The following is a 21,699-nucleotide window of genomic DNA, read 5'->3' on the forward strand; positions in this document are numbered from 1 at the left end:
TCTTCTGTTGCGTATTGCTTTCTTAAATATGCAATTCTTTCTTGATTAACCTCTAGGATTGTAACACTACACCCAATTCCAATTGCCATATCACATGCATTAATTGCAGCATTTCCTCCACCTAAAATAACTACATTTCCGGCTAGGATTCCCTCAATACCTGATAATAAAATCCCTTCCCCTTGATGTTGTTTTTCTAAATAATATGCTCCCATAAATACAGCACGACGGCCAGCAATTGCACTCATTGGCTTTAATAATGTCAAAACACCATCTTCGCTAATTGTTTCTCCTGCAATTGCAGTAGTACCAGCATCTCTCATTGCTTCTACACACTCTTTCGACGCAGCCAAATGTAAAAAACCCCAGATTATAAGATCCTTTTTAAAGTAACGATATTCTTCAGGTAATGGTTCTTTTACTTTAACTACCATGTCGACTTCCCAAGCTTCTCCTTGTGCTACTAAATTTGCACCTGCGCCTGTATATTCATCATTTGTATATCCTGATCCAATACCTGCATCTTTTTCTACTAAGATTTGATGCCCTTCTTCAACTAGCTTTCGAACATTATCAGGGGTCATTCCTACACGTGCTTCTCCCTTTTTTATCTCTTTAACTACTCCAATTCTCACTTCTCACACATCCTTTTATAAGCAATATAATACCTGTGATTAAAAAAGTAATACATGAATTTACCAAACTTATTATGTCCATTCATGTTATTTTTATCGCCTAACTAGTTTTAAGGTAGAAAACATTCGATATCAATTATTGTTATAAGGATATGTAAACATTTTTCGAAATCCCAGGTAATATTCCTCCTTCCAAAGGTATGTGGAATTGATTCGATGACTAAAGAGACGATGCGCTGAAAGTAACTATGTTCCTTAAAGGTTAACAAACACTACTTAAGAACGCCTAATCAAGTGATTCTATCAAATAAAAGATACTGATTTATATTAATTATCATATGTTATTGATGAGAGGCGAACCGTTAATAAATAGATTTCGATAAATACTTCTATTCCTACAAAAACTTTTAAATTGGATGAACTAATTCAGTCAATGATGACCTCATAAACGTAGATTTAAATTAAGAAACCTCTTTAGAGAAAAAAATCCCTGATTAGGGACTATTACTGTGCTTTTACAGCAAGGCTATTCAAGAAATTACTAATTGAAGAAGCTTGAAAAATACGTAGGCTAAAAGAGCTGATATTATAATACTTTTCAGTAATTATAAGTATTGATGGAAAGAATTTAGATTCTTTTGGCTGCCAAGATTCGTTATGCCATTCCTGACTGTGGAAGTATAATTCATACCTATTTATTTTATCTTGCATAACTTTTTTGCTGTAAACTGACCTTTGGACTTCAATAAAAAATGGAGATCTACGCCAAATTGTAAATGCATCCGGTTCCATGAATTCTTTACCGTACTTTGGCTCCACTTTAAACAGTTTAGGTTTTTCATAATAGATAAGCTGTTTATACACATCTAATATGCCTAGAAAGTGGGGAATCTTTTGGCTAGTTTTGCGAAGTGTGCTGGATTGAGGGAAGTAAATGTATGGCTGTTGCGAGATATTGGCATCTACATGACCATCTCTTCTTAATCGCTTCATCACCGTATTACAGCATGTAACCGCGTTCTTTAATCCTTGAAAATGCAAATCAATAATGTCATCACGAGACATACATCTAAAACGCTTCAAATTGTTTAGTATGGCTTTGTCTCTATTCCTCATAATCTAACACCCCGAATAATTGATTTTCTTCTTGTGGTAGGTTTTGCAACTTTATATTCTCTTTCGGAACGCGATAAGGTTCAACTATCTTCTTGGCTTTACTTAATTCTAAATAAGGAGATTGTACTTTCTTTAATCCATTTAACTTTAATATCATTTGGCCAGATTGCTCCAAGCGTTCTGAACCAGGAGTACCCATAATATTACTGTTAATTGTACTATCACATTTAAAGCCCATTCTAACCGTCATATTGAGCTTTAACTTACCATCCAACACTTTTGCATCAGGACGTTGCATACTTAACATTAAAAAAACTCCAAGTGCCCTTCCGACTGCCGATATTTTTTCAACTATAGACATACATTCTTTTTCATCTTGCAACATGACCACTTCGTCGATAGCAAGTAAGATATATGGTTTCTGATTATCAGGATTTAATTTGTTGTATTCGTCAATATGATCTACTTCATACTCTTCCATCAATTTTCTACGTTCGCGTATTTCCTTCCACACTTTCTGCAGCATAATCTTCATTTCGATTTCTTCCATACAAACCTCTTTTACGTGTTTCACCCTTCGCAAGAAATGAAATTCGGAATTCTTCAAATCGCCTAGGTACAAATGTAATTTATCAGGAGACATATATTGAATGAGTGTGGACAGTACAACACGTACCATACTACTTTTTCCGCTCCCTGTCTCTCCCGCAATTAGAAGATGCGGCGTGTTTGAAGCAATCATGTCATACGTAATCATATTTCCAAATTGATCACGCCCTACAATTACAGGAAGATGATGTTGTATAAGTAATGGCTGCCACTTGTTATAACTGTAATTGTATGCTTGTAGCCCAGCATCCGAATGAAACACATTAAGTACAAATCTTTTAATATCACCTTCAATTGCTACATTACGGCCTAATATTTGTTGAAAGCAAAACCACTTCTTTTCAACGGTTTTCGGATCTAATCCGTTTGGAATGGTAAATATGTATCGAACCTTTTCTTTCGAGGAAGAAATGTCATGTATCTTCGGGTAAATGGGTACTTTCCCACCTCGTGTTTGATGATCTACATATAAACCTGCTTTTACAAACACCTCTATAAGTCGATTCTTCAAAGTTTGTTTATGAAGCCAATTCTTTAAAATCCCCATGTAATTTCCTCCTTAAAACATCACCACAATTTGAATGAATACATAACCAATGAAACAAACTCCACCTATCCTTATTCCATGATATATTCCATCGCTTACAAGTTTTGCTGCTGCAACATGATCGTTTTTAACAAGATGCTTTTCTAACAGCGCCCCTCCAATTGTCGTTAATCCTAAAGCTCCTAAAGAGATAAATGTAGTTAACATATAAATTTCCCCTTTATAAACAGAATTTTGAATGTTGATAATACATGGGCTTACAAACTTAGAAGTTTGATAGAGTTACCTTGATAGCTACTTTGGTAGCAACCTTGATACATCTTATTGTGAATAGCTTGTACAATATGCAAATTTTTCTGTGCAATTGCGTATAGTTTTTTGCATTTTGGACAAGGATGATTAAAAAAGATTATGGAGGAGATTAGCGTGTGGGGTAGAGGTATTGGGAGACATAGAACAAAGCTAGCTAAATTTTTAGCTAGCTACGATTACTCAATTCAGGATTTTTCTAAAGCTAGTAAAGTAAACAGAAATACATTAGGCCAACTGTGTAATGACAAGGATTATGTACCATCACCAAATACAATGCAAAAAATAATGAAGATTGTTAGAAAACATGATTCTCGAAAACAAGTAACTGACTTTTGGCATATATAAAGAGAATAAACTCTTTATATATCATTCCTTATGCAAGCTTGATATTAATTTTTATAGGGATACGGTAACGATTCCTTATAGGCATTTCCTTACTGCCCTCTCGTTCTCGCACTAAGTCTTAATTAATTTTTTAGTAGTGAAAGATTGTTTTCTTTTATTAAATCATAAATGAATTTTTCTAATACACTTTCAGCTGCTTCTCGCATTTGATCCGGTGTTGAATCATTAAACACCTTTTCTATCTCCCTAAGTAGTTGTTTTAAAGAATGGTTTTCCTTGCTATTTTCCAGGAATTCTTCACCTAACCCTTGAACAAATGTACTAATAACAATTACCTTTTCCAATTTAGTTAGTTCCACCTCTATTCCTCCTAATCAGATTATCATTCTCATCAAACATGACCTCTCCCCTAATTAATAAAGAGTTACAAAAAGTCTTGTTGTTATGACAAGATATGCATAGATATTGTCGATTCTCATGATTTAAGTATTATATATATCCTGTGGTCTAGTCTTAACGATATGCTCAGGAACTTCCCTAAATCGTATAATTTTCATAATAGACCAGTAAAAGTCTCTAAAGGTATTACTTTAAATTCGAATCACACGTTTGTTAGGATCTATAAATCCACACTAGAGGTAAAAAGTGGATTTATAGATCCGTATTTTCGGACAAATTTACCAGCTGAATTAACAGAAAGTTTGTGTTACTCTGAACTTGTTGAATATCCCAATACATTCAACAATGCTCAAAATTGCATATTTACTATGCAACCATCCACCCAGATACCTTAGTTAATACTTCTCCCTAATTGTCGTTATTGCTAAGGTATCTTTTTAGATGCCCTGTGTGCAGGGCTTTTTTCTCTCAGTGATAAATCTATATCCCCCTTGATATAATCAAGTTTTTTAGTACACTTTCTTAATAAAATTCAGATTTGGTATTTTTACTACCATTTACTTTAAATATAGATTTTAAGTTTTCCCCTTACAATTTTGAAATCTTCTGCTAAAATCTAAACATATTTTTGCGACCACTAACGAATATATAAAATTTAAGTAAAAGATTTTTATATTAGTTTAAATGGTTGCCATAAAGACAAGGCAAATATCCAAGTAGGATCTCCATTTCCTTGATAGCTTTGAACCGCTTCATAAAATTTCCCTTGATACTCTACTTTATCTCCTTTTGTATATGCCTTTTTGGGATCCCATTTTTCATACGTTACATTTTGACTCTTTGTTGTTACTGTAAGGATGTTGCTTGGAACCGAGATATTTCCAGCCGCATCTACAGCCTTTACAGTATATTTATATTCTTTATTAGCTGTAAGGTTTTGATCAGTAAACTTTGTTTCTTGTACAGTATGAATCAATTGTCCATCACGTAACACTTGATATTCTTTTACACCCACATTGTCTGTAGAAGGGTTCCATTTTAACTCTACACTGTTTGTTGTAACATCACTTGCATATAATCCTTGTGGCTGTGTAGGAGCTTCTGTGTCCGGCTTAGGAATAACAATTTGATTTACTTTCTTCAAACCATCCTTTGTAACTTCATATATTACTTTTTTATCAAAGCTTTCGCGTTGATTATTATCTAAATTTGTTAATATTGCTCTCTCTGCACCTTCTAGGTGTGTAAGTTCAATAAAATCGCCCACTTTTACTGGGACTGTTTTTGATTCAGCTTTTTGTTGGGTATTCCCATAAACCTCTTTGTTATATACCACTTTACCTGATGTATCCTGTACTTTAATACTTGCATACGTACTATCAAAATAATTGTGTGGTGTACCTGCTATTAAACTAACTTGTAATTCTTCTGTTGATTTATTTAAATCAAGTTTTGCAAATTCAAAATCTCCTATACCCTTCATCGACCATGCAAACCGATCCCCTTCTAAAATGTTTGGAAATTCATTTTTGATTTTCACCTTTTTTTCCACAGTTTGATCAAATATATCTGTTAATACAATTTTTGCATAAGTATTTGTTGGTAATGATATAGATTGACTGATTCCATTTTGATAAGATTTAATATCATTAATTACGTTAATCGGTTGGCCCGTCATATTTTCATTATTATAAATTTCAATTTTCCCCTTAAATTGAGGTGTACTACTATCTTTTAATTGCCAAGTTATATTTAATTTTTCATTTTCATAATACATAGACTTTACATCATAATCTAGTTTTCCTATTTCAGGTTGGCTAGGTTGATTTAACGTAAATGTTTTTCCTGTTCCAATAGTTGATCGAGAGTCTCCCCCAGCCTTAAACCAAAGATATTCTGAAGTAGCTCCCCCATCCCAATTATTATTCAATGGCTCTTGCCCCTCTATCGATTGAGTATTCCAAGATGTCCATTTTTTATCTGAGATATTTCTTCCATATCCATTTTTTACACGTGCCTCTCTTACATCTTGTCCATTACCAAGCCAGTCTTCTTGAAACAGCATTTGTCCATAGTTAAATGTAACGTTAGGAACTGGAAAGTCCATAATCCCAATAAGCTTCCATTGGTTTTTTGAAACATCTTTTAACCACTGTCCAAATTTTGTGTGTCCATTCTCTTGCCAAGAACGCATTGTCATGCGATACCAATTATAATTCTTCCAATCATATGTCGTCTGAATTTTAAGACCTGTTCCTTCTCCACCAAAATTACTTGCAACTGATGTAGGGGATACATATTCTGCTTTTATTGCTTCCTTAGAAGAAATAGGATCCCAAACTGCAAAGTGTAAAGTACGCTTTCCATTTTCATCAAAACCGCTTTGTTGTTGGAATCCAGCATACCCACCAGCTTCTCCCCCCTGGTTCCAGTTATGTACAGCCCAATATGTATAAGGTGCTGTTTGAACAGGAGACCAGTCTATACTAATAATATCTGAAGAAACACTATTTTTAGGTTTAACATAAACTCCTGGAGCAGACGCCGCCTCTATGATAGAAATTGATGATCCAAACATCGAAAACACCGTACTAGCTGCTGTAATTGCTAGGATTTTTTTGACGCCATTTCTTGTTCTTTGATTGAACATAATTTTCCCTCTTCTCCTTCGTTATTAATAACTATTTAAAATAATATCTCTCTATATACAATTGAACAAATTTCCCATGAATGTAGTACTATCTTAATAAAATAGATATATTTAATTTTACTTTCACTGTTATTTAATAGGAAATTGTAGTATTTTGTTGTAAATTTAAATTACATATCGCCAAATTCATCCTATTAACAATAGAAAAAATTCATAAAAATAAAAACATTTCAGTTCTTATTTAACATTTTTTAAGAGTTTTACTGGCGAAAACGCTGAACAGATTTATGTCTCACCTGTTACAGATATTTAATTTGTAGATGTATATCCATTCAAAGTTGTATATATTGAATTAGAGTATCCATATGGGCAATTATCATTTTCTTTGTTACTTTAATTCCACATTAAGTTTTATATCAATAATTCTAAAAACAATTTCATATGAGAACGTTTTTTTCTGTTGAAGCAACAAAGTTCACCCTTAGATAAAATAGGATTGGACAGGTAAATACGAAGTAATAGAGTAGCCTCCATAATCCATAAACTTAAGATTTTAAAGCCCCCTCAGAAACGAAAATCATCTTTATAAAATAATATCGCTATATACTAGTATCAGCTAAAAAAACCTCTTGCTTTTGCAAGAGGGTCTGACTTTACATTATTTTATTTCGGTATAAAGATAAATAAAAAACTGTCATTTGAATAAAGAAAACACTAAATACAATGTATAAGGGATATCCTGGAATATATATATTAAAAATAGGAGAAAGCACTAAAAATCCAATTGCGATGATTAACACATACCATAGTGAAACAAATGCTGTACGACAAGCTCTTTCAGTAATTAACTTTTCACGTTCGTCTTCTAGGGGAAACAATAGTGGATACATCAGATATGAAAGGGCGTTATATTTCTTCCTCTGTATTTTATAAAAAATTGTTATTACAATACCTATAACTAATAAAAATAAGACTGGTGTAAAATTTAATGATACTTCAAAGGCTACTTTCTTAGCTTCAATAATATTGGCAAGTTCTATAATGCCGTAATAAAGTTCAATGAATACCCAACATGTTAATGCCATAATAAGTACATTAAACACATAAGAAATCATCAATCTATTCATCCTCTTCTTCCTCCTTATTTAATACAAACACTTCTTCCATCTTCAAATCAAACACATCACAAATTGACAATGCTAGTAATAATGAAGGGACGTAATCCCCTTTTTCAATTGCTGCGATTGTTTGCCTCGTCACTCCTACTTTTTCAGCTAATACACTTTGTGTGAAATTAAAACGAGCTCTAATTTCCTTTACTTTGTTAAAAATAGTCAAGTTCACCACCTCTTACCTTCAATGTATATCATAATTAACAAAATGTAAAGTTAACTTAACATTCATTTCACTAAAAATCCAATTTTATAATAAGCGGTACCACCACACATTCATTAATTTAAAAATTGCATAGTGATCCTAAAACAAAACGCAGATTGCGTGCTCTAAGGCTGAATTATTTGATATAGCAGTAAACTTCAAATACTCCCCACCTTCCAATAGAATCAATTAATAACGTGGAAAAATCAAGTGAATTCTTGCTGTTCGAGTCGTTTAGGTACCCGAAGCTCATAAGAAAAAGAAGGAACCATATTTAAGTCTTAGGAAAGAGATAAACTTTAGAAAAACTGTCATTAAAAATTCAAGTAAACCCTCTAAAAAGTTTTACAATCAAAGCAGAGAGACTTTGAAACAGGAGGCGCCAATTTATGAATCGAATTGAACGTGAAGAGAAAACAATTAGCATTATGATTGATATGTATTGTAAAAACGAACATAAACAAAATACTCTATGTGAAGAATGTCAAAAATTAAAAGCTTATGCTTATTTTCGTTTATCAAAATGTCCATTTCAAGAAAAGAAACCAGCATGCCAAAATTGCAAAATTCATTGTTATAAACCAGATATGAAAGATTTAGTTAAGGAAGTTATGAAAAAGAGCGGACCGAAAATGATTTTAAAACATCCATATTTCACGCTCATGCATGCTGTTGACACAATGAAGAAGTTTCCTGACTTACCAAAAAGAAAAAAGTGTAAAAAGAAAAAGCGGTTTGTCTAACAAACTAGTTTTTTTATTCCTTTTCGACTAAAGAATTATATGTGAGTTTTAAACCCTAATTGCTTCACAATATGTTCAGCTGTGCATTGCTTCTGAATTATCTTTAAAATAAAAGTATTTCGAAAATATTGTGCAGAAATCCCTTTCCTCACATTTGCCCGCTTTATCTCCAACCTAATCATTTTTTTGGATAGAGATTTCCGTTAGAAATCTTGGTACATCTTCATCATAACTCCAAAGATAGGTTCCGAACCTAAAGTGGCAAAAAACAAAGAGTGAATTATCGCTATGATATCTTGGGTCACTAGTTCAGGAATAGATAATGTATAGTTCTAAAAATGCACATGTTTCATTCGTAAAGCAACAAGCTCATTTAGAGATAATCCGTAGTCTATTTGCTAGATGTTTTTTAGGAGGGTTATCCTATAGTAGTAGGTTAGCTTTTATTTGCTACTTTCTCCTCGACAACTTTATCGATAAGATCATCAATAACTTCCGTGCATCTTATAATAAAATCCGCATCCTCACGAGTAGTATCACTATTGCTAATACGTTCAATTACTTCTGTTCCATATTCCCTATCTTCATCTGTTTTTACTAAATACCTTTTGTAAGCCCTTACAACTAGTATCGCTTCTTTTTGATCCATATCAATTTGGTGTAGCTCATCATCAAAGTCTTCCAATGAAACCCCTCCTGTTTGTAAATAACGAAGTCTATTTAATTATATTACAATATAAAAATTTATTGTTGCATTATTTTTGTGAACTTGTGTAAAAGTGTAAATGTCCACGTTTACACTTTTACACATTAAGAACGAAATTACATGGAAGAATGTGAAGTTGGATATGAAAAGCGATATTCATTTGACTCTAGTGAAGAAGTATTTATAAAAAGTGCAAATAACAATTTATATTGTGATGACTGTATGATAGAACAGAGGCTTTTAGATTAAACAATATTTATTATATATCGAGTCGATACTATAACTCGATGCTGCTGAAAACAGGATATAGTATTTAAATCAAAGGAGTGGGGAAATGAGTACACAATATAAATAAGGGAACTAAAATATCTAATGGATCTCAAAAATAGTATAGGTAATGTATATAAAAAGATCACTTGTCTTGGAAACAAGTGATCTTTTCATTAGATAAATTGCTACTTGCCAACAGCAGGTAGTTGTTATCCTATTCATATGTTCAATAGATATTATATCATATTTTTTAGTTATATAGCCGGAATTGTTTATATTGAAATGAAACCAATAATATTTCAAAAGGTACCATTAATTATTTAGTACTTTAAAAATGCATTTTTGAACCTTTCGAAGCACTAAATCGGTTAGATTTTAATAAACATCAAAAGGTGTACCTTTTGATGTACATATTCTTATAGGGGATGGAAAACAATTCTTTATGAATTTTGTGATTTGCTTTTTTGATATCTCAAGATTTTTAGGACGGATAATATTTAAAAAGTAAAACTAAGTTCATATCTGTTTATAATTTGTAAAACACACCATTAAATATCCAAATCAAAACCCAGTGACTTCATATACACATAATGATATCACTGGGTTTTATAAGTTTAACATTTTGTATTTTTTGTAAAACTAATTTTATCTTTGCAATCTTTAAACATGTTCAAAAAGGTGTAAACTTTGAACTAAAAAAGAAGAACCCAATTTAGGTTCTTCTTCCATACAAAAGCAGACTATTTATTGAATATTAACTATTTTATCCCCCATCTTTCGTTTCCTGGATTGCTTCAATTACATAGTATGGTTCTGGTGCAAAAATTTTAATAGATGTGTAGGTAATCTCTAAAACTTCGACATACTGACCCTATTACTCTAAAAAAGATATTTGATTGGTCTGGAAAAGAAACACGCATCTATTAGGAATATATACGCTTTATTCTCTATTATTTTTGTTGTTTATTTACAAATTGATACAAATTTCGGCGTATTGTTTTTTTAGTTTCTTAAACTATTTTCATTCTCTATATCAATATTGGATAGTATCAAATTGGTATCATTTTTTGACAATTTTATTTTACTTTTAGACCTCACCATACCATTTCGGGAAAATTGTACGCTAAGGATTACAAACTTTTATGATTATAGTGTCTTTTTAAGATGAGTATATGTTCATAAAGATAAAATACTAAGTTTAATTGAACATTGATTTTTATACACACTTTATGAACACGATTATAGCTAAAAAACGTTGATATTATTGAGTTTTATCGCCTGTCCATAAACATAGATTTTCTGGACAGATGTCTCTTAACGTACAGAAAACGCTTAAAATGTGTCCAAATAGGGTACAAGCTTAGATACATGTAAAAATCGGTCACAGGTTAAATTTTATTCCCCAATATAATTTAAGAGTATTTATTTTTACATTTTGGAAAGATAAGCACATTCAAAAATATTGTAAAAATTTATGACAATTAACGATGAATTTCTTAATTCGTATATATATTTTTATTTTAAATATGACATTACCAAAAAAAAATAATATATTTCAAATGGTATATATATAACAAAACATAAAAAAACTAGTCACTATTATCTTATAGCGGATAATTAATCGCAATATTGCGTATTTTCTGACGTTTATATATTCTAATAGGGAGTATCTTTTTCCTTCCCCCGAAAAAGGAGAATAAGAAAGAATCTAGTCAATATCTAGTGCTATTTCCTTTATAAAAATAGTAATTTAACAGACCTAATCTAGAATCTCTCTTTAAAAAATAAGAAAAGGAGGAGTTCAAGTGAAAAAATCTTTAGTTACAGGATTATTGGTTACAGCAATATTAGCAAGTCCTTCCAACTATGTAAGTGCTTACGCGGAGAGGGTGCAGTCTAAATCAGAGTCAACATATGTACAAAATGTCAAAAATGCGAATACATTATCACATTCGATTAGAACGTTAGGTTCACAATCACCTTTAGCGCAAGCATATGGATTAATTATTTTACAGCAACCAACCATTAAAGGGGCTGGTATGAGCAGTTTAACGAATCACCAAGAATTTGTAAAAAATCATGTTCGCGAATGGTTAGATGAATATAATCCTAAGTTAGTTGATTTAAATCAAGATATGCAGCGTTTTAGTACAAGATTCAATGGTTACTATGGTACATTATATGATTTAGCGGAAACGGTAAATACAGATGCGGAAACAAAAGTGAGTTTTGTAAATGCTTTTAATAGACTTCAACAGGACGTACAAACTATCCAAGATAATATGAACCAAACCTTATTGCAGCTAAATCGTTTTAATGATTTATTGCTTCAAGATAACAAAGGGTTTTCTGAAAAAGCAAAAATAGCAATTCAATCCTTAGAGGGGTCAGATGGAACTGTTACACAGCTAAGAGCTGATATTAAAAGACTTCAAGAAGAGATACTAGTAGAACTCGCAAAAATTTTAAATAGACCCAATGAAGTTCGTAACGGAGTTATAAATATTGGGAAGCAAGTTTTTACGATTGCGGGTGGAGCAGCTCAGACTCAAACTATAGATTTTATCTCTATTTCATCTCTTGGTGGTGGAATTTTAGATCTTTTCGACAGCCAAACAGCTGCTTCTGCTAGGATCATTGAGCAGAAACAAAAAGAATTATTACCACTAATTCAGCAGTTAGCAGAAAACCAAATTCAAGTGACTGAAATGACTTTTATTGAGGATCAAATGAATGGGTTTACCGAGATGATTAAGCGGCAAATTACTACTTTTGAATATTTGATGAATGATTGGAAAGCGCTAAATGATACAATGATCCAAATCCAACTCAATCTGAGTGTAGGGGCACACATGGATAGTGTTGGATTGCAAAATCAATTAATTCAGCTCAAAAAATTCAGTGATGAACTGTATGTGCAAACAAAACAGTTTGAAAATTTCATTACAAATGTAACAATAAATTAAGTTTAAGCAAAGAGTGAAATATGACTATACTGAAAGTTAAAGGAGAAGACAAAAATGACAAAAAAGCCTTATAAAGTAATGGCTTTATCCTCATTAATAACGGTAATGGCAGCAGGTAGTATCATGCCAACATATGCTTCTGCAGCGGAAAGCACGGCAAAATCAACTCCTATTCATGCTAAAACAGGTACAACAGACGAGTACCCGGGGTATTCATTAGGACCAGAGGGTCTTAAAGAGGCAATAACAAATACAGGGTCAAATGCTTTAGTAATGGACCTTTATGCTTTAACAATCATTAAACAAGCAAATGCTGATTTCAATGGGATCAATTCAATTGATACATCCTTACGAACGAAAATAATTAATGATCAAAATATTGCCAGAATAAATGCAGGGCAATGGTTAGATAAACTTAAACCGCAAATGATTTCAACGAATGAAAACATTATTAATTATAATACTAAATTTCAAAATTACTATAATACGTTAATAGATGCTGTAAAAGATAAGGACAGGGAAACATTATCAAATGGACTTACAAGGCTAAATAATGATGTTGTAGCAAATAAGGCGGAAGTGGACGAATTATTGGGAGAACTGAGAGCATTCCGAAGTAAATTAGCAACAGATACGCAAAACTTTATATATGATGCAACTCAAATTACGTCTATTTTAGCAAGTCAGGATGCTGGAATTCCGCTGTTGCAAAATCAACTCACAACGTATCATGCTACAATTGCTGAATATAATAAACTTCTTATTGGCTCAGCAGTTGCAACGGCTTTAGGTCCACTTGCTATTATAGGTGGAGCAGTTCTAATTGGTACTGGTTTAGGAGCTAAACTAGGAGTGGTGTTCATTGTAGGTGGTTTAGGAGCAACAGCAGGAGGTATAGCGGGAATTGTTATAGCAAAGCAAGAGATGGATAAGGCTCAGGAAGAGATTAAGAATATAACAGGACAAATAACCCAGGCTCAATTAGAAGTAGCTGGTTTAACCAATCTAAAAGAGCAAACTGAATCCTTAACAGAGACTATTGATACAGCAATTACTGCACTACAAAATCTTTCAACCAAATGGGATGTAATTGGATCAAAATATAAATCTTTACTTAAAAATATTGCAGTTATCGACTCTAACGATCTATTTTTCATAAAAGAGGATCTCGATGTGGCTAAAAAAAGTTGGCAAGAAGTTAGAGACACTGCTGCAAATCTTTATGAAACTGATATTAAATTAGTAGATACAGAATAATCAATTGATTTTATATGATAAGGGTTCCCTATTCAAACTTGAGCAGGGAACTTCCTCAATGCTCACTAAAAGATACGAATTCTTAAAAAGCGTAGGTGGGATAATGTGAATAAGAAATTGTACAAGAAATTCTTATTATCAATGATGATTGCTGGAATGGCAACAAGTAATATAGTACCACTTCATACTTTCGCGGCAGAACAAAAAGTCCATACAACTATATCGCAAGAAACCATTCATAATTATTCACTTGGTCCTGAGGGCTTTCAAGATGTACTAGCACCAGCAATATCTAATGTACTTGTTATGGATTCATATGCCAAAACAATACGTAATCAACAAGAGACAGACCTTAGTGGTATAAGTTCCCTTAATAGTTATTTACGAGCAAACATGCTGAAGCACCAGGACGATGCAAAAAAAAACGCGACCTATTGGTTAGATAATCTTAAACCACGTATTATGAATACGAATCAAAACATTGTAAATTATAATGATACATTTCAAACACACTATAGTATTTTACTAGATGCGATAGATCAAAAAGATACTGAAAAATTGAAAACTGAGCTCGAAAAATTGTATCAAAGTATATTGACTAATAAAAGTGACGTTACCGAGCTATTGGAACAGCTTAAAACATTCCGAAATAAAATGACAGCAGATACGCAAAATTTTCAACAAGATACAAGTCAATTAACGACTATTTTAGCTAGTACAACTGCAGGTATTCCATATTTAGAACAGCGAATTAATGGGTATAATGAGTCTATCAAAAAAAGCAATGATCAAATTATTGCAGGTTCAGTACTTTGCGCGACGTTAATAACGTGTATCATTGGTGGACCGCTGATTGCAACAGCAAAAAGTAATATTGCATCTGCTGAGCGAGAAATAGAAATTTTAAAAGCACAAATTTCTGGGGCACAAGCAGAAATAGCTATTATAACTGATGCAAAAAATAAGACTACGAATATGGCGGAAACAATTGACACAGCTATTACTTCTATACAGAAAATGTCTAATCTTTGGGATACTGTAGCAGTAAAATATAATAATTTAGTAAAAAATATCACATTTATTACCCCAGAAGAATTTGCTTTTATAAAAGCAGATCTTAATACAGCAAAAGATAGCTGGCAAGATCTTAAGAATTATGCTGATAAATTATATGAATCGGTTAAAATTGCGGAGAAAGAAGAGCAGGATCTTATGAATCGACTTCGTCCGTCAAGTGTTCAATATTTCTACAAACCGATACACAATGCTTATACATTTGAAATAAAAACGGGAGCAAATGCACCAAATGCGTCCTATAAATTGATGAATTTAACAAAACGGACTACTCATAATATGTGGAGCGGAGGAGCAAATACAAGCATGTGGGTTGACCGGCTTCCATTAAACTTAAAAGACCAATATGCGGTAATAGCAACGGTCAATGGAATGGAGTATGTCGTATATAAAGAAGTAGGAGAAAACATTCCTGGAGCTAATTTGAATGGTACCTATCAACTATTTTCTGCGTTAAATAATAGTAGCGTTATAGATATGAATCAATCAACGAATAATGTTACCTTATGGAGCAATAACGGCAGTAATAATCAAAAATGGAAGTTAGTATATGATTCAAATAAAAAGGCCTATCAAATTAAAAGTGTAACAAATGAAAATTTAATATTAGCTTGGAATGACTATCAAGGTTCTAACAATGTTTTTTCTACACCTAACCAATACTATGAAGAGCATTATTGGATAGTTGAAGATGCAGGAAATGGATATTTTTATTTGAAAAATAAGAAAAACTCTAGGTATTTAGATGTAACTGGTTCTGGTACTAAAAATGGAACAAATGTTATAGTATATCCATTTACAGCTAATAATAATCAAAAATTTAAATTACAGAGACTAAATTAAATTGTAAGATTCCGGTACGAAAAATGCATCTTGAATTTTAATTGTTGTAAAATAGGGCATCTTTTCTGCTTCGGAAAGATGCCTCTTTTCTATTCTAACGAATGTTGGGACACAGCCACATGCCCATCAACTTAAGAATTTTTACTACCCCCAAGTACAAAAAAGGCGTTATTCTTTCTTGATAATATAAATGAGAAAGGGTGCCGTTTTTTAGGTTCTGGCGCAAAAATAGTAGGATATGAAAGAAGAGTAAAAAATTTCTAGCGGGATTGAACGTTATGCTGTTAAACCAAAGAGTTCATTGATAAGATATATCTGCCTTTTGACAGACTTCTCCCCATGGAAAGTTTGTCCTTTTTTGACCATATGCATAATTTCTATTCCATCAATCATTTTTGTAGCTGTATGCAATGATTTTAATCCAAGCATATTCCAAATCCGGGTTTTGATAAAACGGTGGTCTTGTTCAATGATATTGTTTAAATATTTTTTCACACGAAGTGGCATACCGTGTAGTATGGCACTGTTCGTCTTTTAGTTCCCTTATCGTGACAAGATAGGCTTTATTTCCATCAACAGTTATAGAACGAGGTCCTGTGGCATGATAAGAAATCAAGGCTTTCTTTAGAAATCGCTTGGCAGCTTTGGCATCTCGTTTACTACTCAAATAAAAATCAATTGTGTTTCCTTCGGAATCAATCGCACGATATAAGTATATGGGTTCTGTACCCTAGTTTAACATTTTGTATCATTTGTAAAACTCGTTTTTGATTCGCAAACATTAAGCATAGTCGTAAAAAGCATCCATGATGAGTGCTTTTTCTAAATGAATATGTTACTATCTAACAGCTGTTATTCATCATCTTAAGAAATCCAGTAACTTCATCTAAAAAGTGTTCTTAAATTTATCTAGGAGCACTTTTTATGAAACATTATTTTTTATTTGTTTTTGAACCACTTTATTATAGTAACCATGTTTTACTACTTGCCTAACATCATCTACTTCAATTCCCATTATCTCTGTAATCTCTACAACAATTGTGTTCTGTAGAACACTGACTACATACCCAATTAATTGTAAATTAGGATTTTTACGATATGAAAATTGAACGTAATCCCCTATTGTTACCTTTGTTTTATGCTCCATTTGGTACCCCCTAAATCATTAATTATTCGTTAGGTTTCCCTTTTTTTACCTCTTCATACGGTTTAGTACATCTATAAAATGAAGAACACTTTATATCATATTTCTTCATTGCTTCTATATTTAAAAATTCCCTCTCTAAATACAATAAGAAAAACAAAAAGAACTTGTAAAAATCACTACAAGTTCTTTTTCAGATAATGTATAAAGGCGAATCAAACTATTTCATTACTTGTAACGGGGAAACCATCTTACATATGGATTGATTTTATTATACAACAAATATTAACATGCATATGTTTTATTTTTAGGAATTTTGCGAATTCATAAATACAAACTCGCCTTCTCTCTAAAAATCCCACTTATCCATGTTATATAAACTACGTTAAACCAATGTTGATATCATAAAAAATTAGTAAAAATATAATTATAGGTAGATAGAGAGGAATATAGTATTATTACCGAAATATATATATTGCTTTTTATTTATCTACTTTTCAATCCCTCTATTTACAATGATTCGATTGTATACTTTTATATATATTTTTATGATATCAATAAAAATATAGTAAATTCAATATTTAAGGGGAAATGAAAATAAACCTTTGAATAATAATTTACATTAAATATCTTTAAAAAGTGTTAAAAAAACGACCTTTAATCAATCCTTTTTTCTAAAACCACAGAAAAGATAAGTACTATAGTTAACACCATAATAAACCTTACTTCACTTCCATCACTTACAAAAAATGAATACAAAGTATAAATTAAAATTAATATTCCATAAATAATTTTGTGCAATGAACTTCCACCTTTTCCTATATATATTTTAGTATAAAAGTTTAATTCAAGTCCTAGATCAAAATAAAAAGCACCTGTGATATACACAAAGTGCTGTTCTCTTGTCAATTTACCTATTTTTACTATACTTATCTATTTTCTTTTTATAACTCAAATTTCTTAGAACCGTACTTTTAGCTTGTTGCAATTCATTTTATTTATATGAAATATGTTTGTATCTGTCTGTACATCTTCAACATTTTCTCCATCTACTAATAATCTCCTATACTTAAAAGAGTGCCCTGTTAATACTGTTGTAACCCCCTCCTTTTGTTTGATTACTTGTATCATAAAACAAGTATCTGAAGTTTATATGTAGTCTATCTAGAGTCTATGTAAATTTAAAAAATCTCTAACAAAATGTTTGTATTGTAACGTTACCACCAAAACTATTGCTCTAAACACCATAATTTGAAAAAACAGTACCCCATGTTCTAATCCTCAATTCCTCCTACAGCTCTATGTTGTGTAAAACTAGTTGATCCCTATAATATAAAAAGAGCACCCCTTTTTGGATGCTCTTCGTTATAACTATATATTATTTAATTTCCTTCTTTTGTTGGTAGCATTTTTCCTTCTTGATAGTCTGTACCTTCTGTTCTTTCAACAGTTTTTGCATGTTCTGGTTTTTCAGGGGCTCCAATTTCAAATCCGGGTTTTGATTCTGTACCTTCCTTTACTGGTAAATTTTTTCCTTCTTGAGAATCTGTGCCTTCTGTTCTTTCAACAGTTTTTGCATGTTCTGGTTTTTCAGGGGCTCCAATTTCAAATCCGGGTTTTGATTCTGTACCTTCTGGTCTTTCAATTGTCTCGCTATATTTTGATTTTTCTACTTTTTGATCTGATTTTACATCTTCTGCACCTACTGCACCTCCCGCTACTAATCCTGTACTTAAAAGTGCTCCTGCTAATAATGTTTTAATCATTTTTCATTACCTCCTGTTTATTTGTAATATTCATCAAAAAAGTATCTAGAGTTAATGTTTTAGTCATTATCTTTATCTACTTGCTTTTTGATTACATTTAGCATAAGGCAAGAATCTATAGTTGATATGGACTGTATCTGGAGATTATGTAAAGAAAAATAGATGATCAATTGTATATCCTAATGGATGCTTAGACAAGATTAAAATTTATATGAGTTTGATAGTTGAATTGCCCTTTGTTTTTGATCATAAGGTTTATGGCTGGGGTAAAGCCCATTGAGGACCTAATCTTTTCTAATTTGAAAGTAAACTTTTGGGTAAAAGTTTACTTTGGAGTTTTGGATTATTTATAACTAATTTTGTAATAAATTCCTCAATATAGATATACTTGTTAATTACGGTTCTAATATTCAAAATTAACAAAAAATAAATCATAGTAAAAATAAGATGGTTATCCTTTTGTTTACTCCTTGTGCTAAAGATAAGATCCTGTTCCTGAATCTTATCTTTTTATTTTTGGATTTTAGATATAAAAAAGGAATCCTTAATAATTTAAGGATTCTGCAACAGGAGATAACAGCTTTTGTGTAGCAATGGAACAAAATCACGCAACAGGCATTAGCGGACATTAGAAAGGATAAAAAATGAGGTACGGCAACATGACCATTCACTTAAGAGTAGAAACAGACAATTGTTTTTGATTCTTTCCAATGTAATTACTTGGCTTAAAATCATTGCAAACAGCTAAAAAATGATTGTTGGAATAGAGGTTATGCATATTTCCAAAAGTAGATACACCTTATTAATAAATTCTGTGGTTTAATAGCAGAAAGTTCAATTCCGTTAGGCATCTTCCACTCAATCTTAATATTCTATTATTTTTGCACTAGAACCATAAAAAATGAACAGACTCTTTCAATAGTCTGTTCATAAGTAAAAGATATAATATTAAAGTTTTTGCACTAGAACCAATTGTTTATGGACTGTACTGCTAGTCCATTTATTATTTCCAAATTTCCTGTACCCATTTAGGATGATCAATAAAACGGGAGCTAATTATATTGACATTTCGTATAAATAACATCATTACATTAATCTTTTTTCGGAAGCACAATTCTTTTATACAATTGAACTGTAATGAAGTAATAAATCGAGTAAATCACTACGAAAATAACAATTGGTAACCAAATACGAAAATATGGATCAATCAAAATGGCTCCGAACATGTTCATACCAACTAATACATGAACAATGCCAACAATTGCTGGGACTAAGAACACGAAGAATAACTCCTTATAAATCGATTGTGTTAATAACTCTCGGCGAACACCGATTTTACGAAGCATTTGATAACGCGTACAATCTTTGGATGCACCAGATAAAACTTTAAACATAAGGCAACTTGCCATCATTGCTAAGTACGCAATTCCGACGAAGAAGCCCATGAACATCAATCCACTGAACATGCCATGATAAGAATCATACATTCGATATTTACTCTTCAGTTCTTCAGGTTTCATACTTGTATATTTAGTTAACTGTAATTCGTCAAGTTGTTTCCATTCCTTTAAGTATGATTTAAAATTATCTGTTTTCCCAATAAACACAGTACTTTCGAGACCCTCTATACTATGGTACATGTTTTTGTCTACAATTTTTATTTCATGATCAGGATACATATAATATGGCTGGATTATTTCGAAAGCTTCACTCCATTGTTGCGGTGACTTCTTCACGTTTGCACCAATTGGCAACTCTTCTGAAACTCTCTTTGTTTTCCCAAACTCTGCTCTCTCATTACTATTTTTCAATACTAAAGGACGATTTTTCTCTAAATCCTCTTTTAAATAGTAAATAGACTGACCAACTATTTTGTAATGATATTCAAGCTTCTCTGTAAATAAGATGGTATTCAAAATTTTCTTTTCTTCAGTTGTTGGATTATGAACGACTGAATCGTAAATTTCACTACCATTAACCATTTTTATTACGTTGTTTTTAAATGCCATACCACCAGAAATCCCACCAGCTCCAAGGGCCACTAACATTGCTACCGTGGCAAGCACATTTGCTAGGCTATTCATACGAAAATTTAATTGTGCAAAAGTAAAAGCATTGAGGCCTTTCTCACTACGTTTTTTATTACTCTTTAACTTGTTAATCATAACTGGCAGAAGTGATCCAAATAAAAGGTAAGTACCAAAGGTTGCTGTGGTCAATCCAAGGGCCATTAATCCGAGAGCAGCCATTCCCGCTTGTGGAATATAGGTCAGTGATGCATAACCAATACCTAACAAAATTAAACCAAGGAATGCAACTACAACTGTCATTTTTCCTTTTACCGCGACACGTTCTGTTTGTGCATCTGCATGTACAAGTTGTAATACGGAAAAACGTACTAATTTAATACTACTCATAATTGCTGATAGTACAAATAATGCAAAGAAGAAGATGCACGTAACAGTTATAGATGGAATATAAAATGCTTGATAACCCTCACCAGGAAATTCCAATTGCTTCATTAGTAACTGTCCGATACCTTCTGCAAGTCCTACACCAACTGTAATTCCAATCGCAAGAGACGCTGCACCTAATACGATTGTTTCAATAAACATAAGTAGTGTAACTTTATGCTTTTTTGCTCCTAACATCATATACATACCAAACTCTTTTTGGCGAAGAGATACTAAGAAAGAGTTTGCATATAAAATGTAGAAAAATGTTATAATCGCTAACAGAAAGGAACCAATGTGGAATATAGATACAATATCCCGAATAGAAGAGCTAGATTCAAGAAACGTTTTATTTAATGATAGCGTTTGAAACATATAAAAAGTAGAAATAGATACGATAAGACCAACAAGTAAGACAATGTAATCTTGTAACTTGCTTTTTAGCCCTGACATGGAAAGTTTAAATAACATACATGAACCCTCTCTC

General features: G+C 32.0%; 17 protein-coding genes and 4 pseudogenes. 6 read left to right on the forward strand and 15 right to left on the reverse strand.

All coding sequences use genetic code 11. The annotated features are described in order from the left end of the window. From QO049_RS27755 to QO049_RS27770, 4 genes are all read right to left on the reverse strand, one after another. A partial coding sequence (locus tag QO049_RS27755; protein ID WP_481748641.1) for a Rossmann-fold NAD(P)-binding domain-containing protein occupies positions 1–635 on the reverse strand: 635 nt, incomplete at its 3' end. 504 nt (positions 636–1,139) lie between these two features. After that, a complete protein-coding gene (locus QO049_RS27760; protein WP_087965745.1) occupies positions 1,140–1,751 on the reverse strand; it encodes a replication-relaxation family protein in 612 nt (203 codons plus the stop codon). Beyond that, a complete protein-coding gene (locus tag QO049_RS27765; RefSeq protein ID WP_284489680.1) occupies positions 1,741–2,907 on the reverse strand; it encodes an FtsK/SpoIIIE domain-containing protein in 1,167 nt (388 codons plus the stop codon). Before QO049_RS27765 ends, QO049_RS27760 begins: the two co-directional genes overlap by 11 nt. Before the next feature lie 12 nt (positions 2,908–2,919). After that, on the reverse strand, positions 2,920–3,114 hold the full coding sequence (locus QO049_RS27770; protein ID WP_246963716.1) for a hypothetical protein: 195 nt from the start codon (positions 3,112–3,114) through the stop codon (positions 2,920–2,922). A 219-nt stretch (positions 3,115–3,333) separates the two neighbouring features. Between QO049_RS27770 and QO049_RS27775 the strand changes: the two genes are divergently transcribed. After that, positions 3,334–3,564, forward strand: coding sequence for a helix-turn-helix domain-containing protein (locus tag QO049_RS27775; protein ID WP_000264559.1), 231 nt, complete (start codon positions 3,334–3,336; stop codon positions 3,562–3,564). A 122-nt stretch (positions 3,565–3,686) separates the two neighbouring features. Here the strand turns inward: QO049_RS27775 and QO049_RS27780 are convergent, their stop codons facing one another. From QO049_RS27780 to QO049_RS27795, 4 genes are all read right to left on the reverse strand, one after another. Continuing rightward, a complete protein-coding gene (locus QO049_RS27780) occupies positions 3,687–3,923 on the reverse strand; it encodes a hypothetical protein (protein ID WP_065705901.1) in 237 nt (78 codons plus the stop codon). 710 nt (positions 3,924–4,633) lie between these two features. Next, positions 4,634–6,613: a DUF3472 domain-containing protein gene (locus tag QO049_RS27785; protein WP_284489681.1), complete on the reverse strand. Its 1,980-nt coding sequence runs from the start codon at positions 6,611–6,613 to the stop codon at positions 4,634–4,636. 653 nt (positions 6,614–7,266) lie between these two features. Continuing rightward, positions 7,267–7,740 (reverse strand): DUF2178 domain-containing protein, encoded by a 474-nt coding sequence (locus QO049_RS27790; protein WP_098852960.1) that lies wholly within the window; start codon positions 7,738–7,740, stop codon positions 7,267–7,269. Next, entirely contained in the window at positions 7,733–7,951 is a 219-nt protein-coding gene (locus tag QO049_RS27795; protein WP_000151822.1) for a helix-turn-helix transcriptional regulator, read from the reverse strand. The genes QO049_RS27790 and QO049_RS27795 overlap by 8 nt, the downstream gene beginning before the upstream one ends. A gap of 428 nt (positions 7,952–8,379) precedes the next feature. On the opposite strand from QO049_RS27795, the gene QO049_RS27800 reads away from it, so the two are divergent. Further along, positions 8,380–8,733: a nitrous oxide-stimulated promoter family protein gene (locus tag QO049_RS27800; RefSeq protein ID WP_284489682.1), complete on the forward strand. Its 354-nt coding sequence runs from the start codon at positions 8,380–8,382 to the stop codon at positions 8,731–8,733. Between the two features lie 35 nt (positions 8,734–8,768). Here the strand turns inward: QO049_RS27800 and QO049_RS27805 are convergent. Further along, positions 8,769–9,128, reverse strand: a pseudogene (locus tag QO049_RS27805) (site-specific integrase); the annotation flags it as partial. 41 nt (positions 9,129–9,169) lie between these two features. Next, positions 9,170–9,418 (reverse strand): hypothetical protein, encoded by a 249-nt coding sequence (locus tag QO049_RS27810; RefSeq protein WP_284489683.1) that lies wholly within the window; start codon positions 9,416–9,418, stop codon positions 9,170–9,172. Between the two features lie 2,096 nt (positions 9,419–11,514). On the opposite strand from QO049_RS27810, the gene nheA reads away from it, so the two are divergent. The 4 genes and pseudogenes from nheA to QO049_RS27830 all read left to right on the forward strand — a co-directional run bounded on the left by nheA (position 11,515) and on the right by QO049_RS27830 (position 15,849). Further along, a complete protein-coding gene (gene nheA / locus QO049_RS27815; protein ID WP_284489684.1) occupies positions 11,515–12,675 on the forward strand; it encodes a non-hemolytic enterotoxin subunit A in 1,161 nt (386 codons plus the stop codon). Positions 12,676–12,729: 54 nt separating this feature from the next. Beyond that, positions 12,730–13,932, forward strand: coding sequence for a non-hemolytic enterotoxin subunit B (gene nheB / locus QO049_RS27820; RefSeq protein WP_284489685.1), 1,203 nt, complete (start codon positions 12,730–12,732; stop codon positions 13,930–13,932). A 105-nt stretch (positions 13,933–14,037) separates the two neighbouring features. After that, a pseudogene (nheC, locus tag QO049_RS27825) lies at positions 14,038–15,114 on the forward strand (non-hemolytic enterotoxin subunit C); the annotation flags it as partial. A gap of 369 nt (positions 15,115–15,483) precedes the next feature. Beyond that, positions 15,484–15,849, forward strand: coding sequence for an RICIN domain-containing protein (locus QO049_RS27830; RefSeq protein WP_284489690.1), 366 nt, complete (start codon positions 15,484–15,486; stop codon positions 15,847–15,849). Positions 15,850–16,125: 276 nt separating this feature from the next. Here QO049_RS27830 and QO049_RS27835 read toward each other — a convergent pair. The 5 genes and pseudogenes from QO049_RS27835 to QO049_RS27850 form a co-directional block, all read right to left on the reverse strand. Further along, a pseudogene (locus QO049_RS27835) lies at positions 16,126–16,573 on the reverse strand (IS6 family transposase); the annotation flags it as partial. 198 nt (positions 16,574–16,771) lie between these two features. Next, positions 16,772–16,996, reverse strand: coding sequence for a DUF2187 domain-containing protein (locus tag QO049_RS27840; RefSeq protein ID WP_284489686.1), 225 nt, complete (start codon positions 16,994–16,996; stop codon positions 16,772–16,774). A gap of 941 nt (positions 16,997–17,937) precedes the next feature. Next, a pseudogene (locus tag QO049_RS30830) lies at positions 17,938–18,131 on the reverse strand (histidine kinase). A gap of 244 nt (positions 18,132–18,375) precedes the next feature. Beyond that, positions 18,376–18,759 carry a hypothetical protein gene (locus tag QO049_RS27845; protein ID WP_284489687.1) on the reverse strand — a complete coding sequence of 128 codons (384 nt, stop codon included), beginning with the start codon at positions 18,757–18,759 and terminating at the stop codon, positions 18,376–18,378. A 1,091-nt stretch (positions 18,760–19,850) separates the two neighbouring features. After that, a complete protein-coding gene (locus QO049_RS27850) occupies positions 19,851–21,683 on the reverse strand; it encodes an FtsX-like permease family protein (RefSeq protein WP_065705919.1) in 1,833 nt (610 codons plus the stop codon). Positions 21,684–21,699 lie beyond the last annotated feature (16 nt).

The sequence above is a fragment of the Bacillus sp. RB3 genome (assembly GCF_030164735.1).
Lineage (GTDB): Bacteria > Bacillota > Bacilli > Bacillales > Bacillaceae_G > Bacillus_A > Bacillus_A cereus.

What these genes read in the sequence shown, in the direction of transcription:
- QO049_RS27850 (WP_065705919.1), bottom strand. Translation starts at nt 21,683, where the DNA reads ATGTTATTTAAACTTTCCATGTCAGGGCTAAAAAGCAAGTTACAAGAT.
- nheB (WP_284489685.1), top strand. Translation starts at nt 12,730, where the DNA reads ATGACAAAAAAGCCTTATAAAGTAATGGCTTTATCCTCATTAATAACG.
- QO049_RS27830 (WP_284489690.1), top strand. Translation starts at nt 15,484, where the DNA reads ATGAATCAATCAACGAATAATGTTACCTTATGGAGCAATAACGGCAGT.
- QO049_RS27760 (WP_087965745.1), bottom strand. Translation starts at nt 1,751, where the DNA reads ATGAGGAATAGAGACAAAGCCATACTAAACAATTTGAAGCGTTTTAGA.
- QO049_RS27845 (WP_284489687.1), bottom strand. Translation starts at nt 18,759, where the DNA reads ATGATTAAAACATTATTAGCAGGAGCACTTTTAAGTACAGGATTAGTA.
- QO049_RS27790 (WP_098852960.1), bottom strand. Translation starts at nt 7,740, where the DNA reads ATGAATAGATTGATGATTTCTTATGTGTTTAATGTACTTATTATGGCA.
- QO049_RS27785 (WP_284489681.1), bottom strand. Translation starts at nt 6,613, where the DNA reads ATGTTCAATCAAAGAACAAGAAATGGCGTCAAAAAAATCCTAGCAATT.
- QO049_RS27770 (WP_246963716.1), bottom strand. Translation starts at nt 3,114, where the DNA reads ATGTTAACTACATTTATCTCTTTAGGAGCTTTAGGATTAACGACAATT.
- QO049_RS27765 (WP_284489680.1), bottom strand. Translation starts at nt 2,907, where the DNA reads ATGGGGATTTTAAAGAATTGGCTTCATAAACAAACTTTGAAGAATCGA.
- QO049_RS27800 (WP_284489682.1), top strand. Translation starts at nt 8,380, where the DNA reads ATGAATCGAATTGAACGTGAAGAGAAAACAATTAGCATTATGATTGAT.
- QO049_RS27840 (WP_284489686.1), bottom strand. Translation starts at nt 16,996, where the DNA reads ATGGAGCATAAAACAAAGGTAACAATAGGGGATTACGTTCAATTTTCA.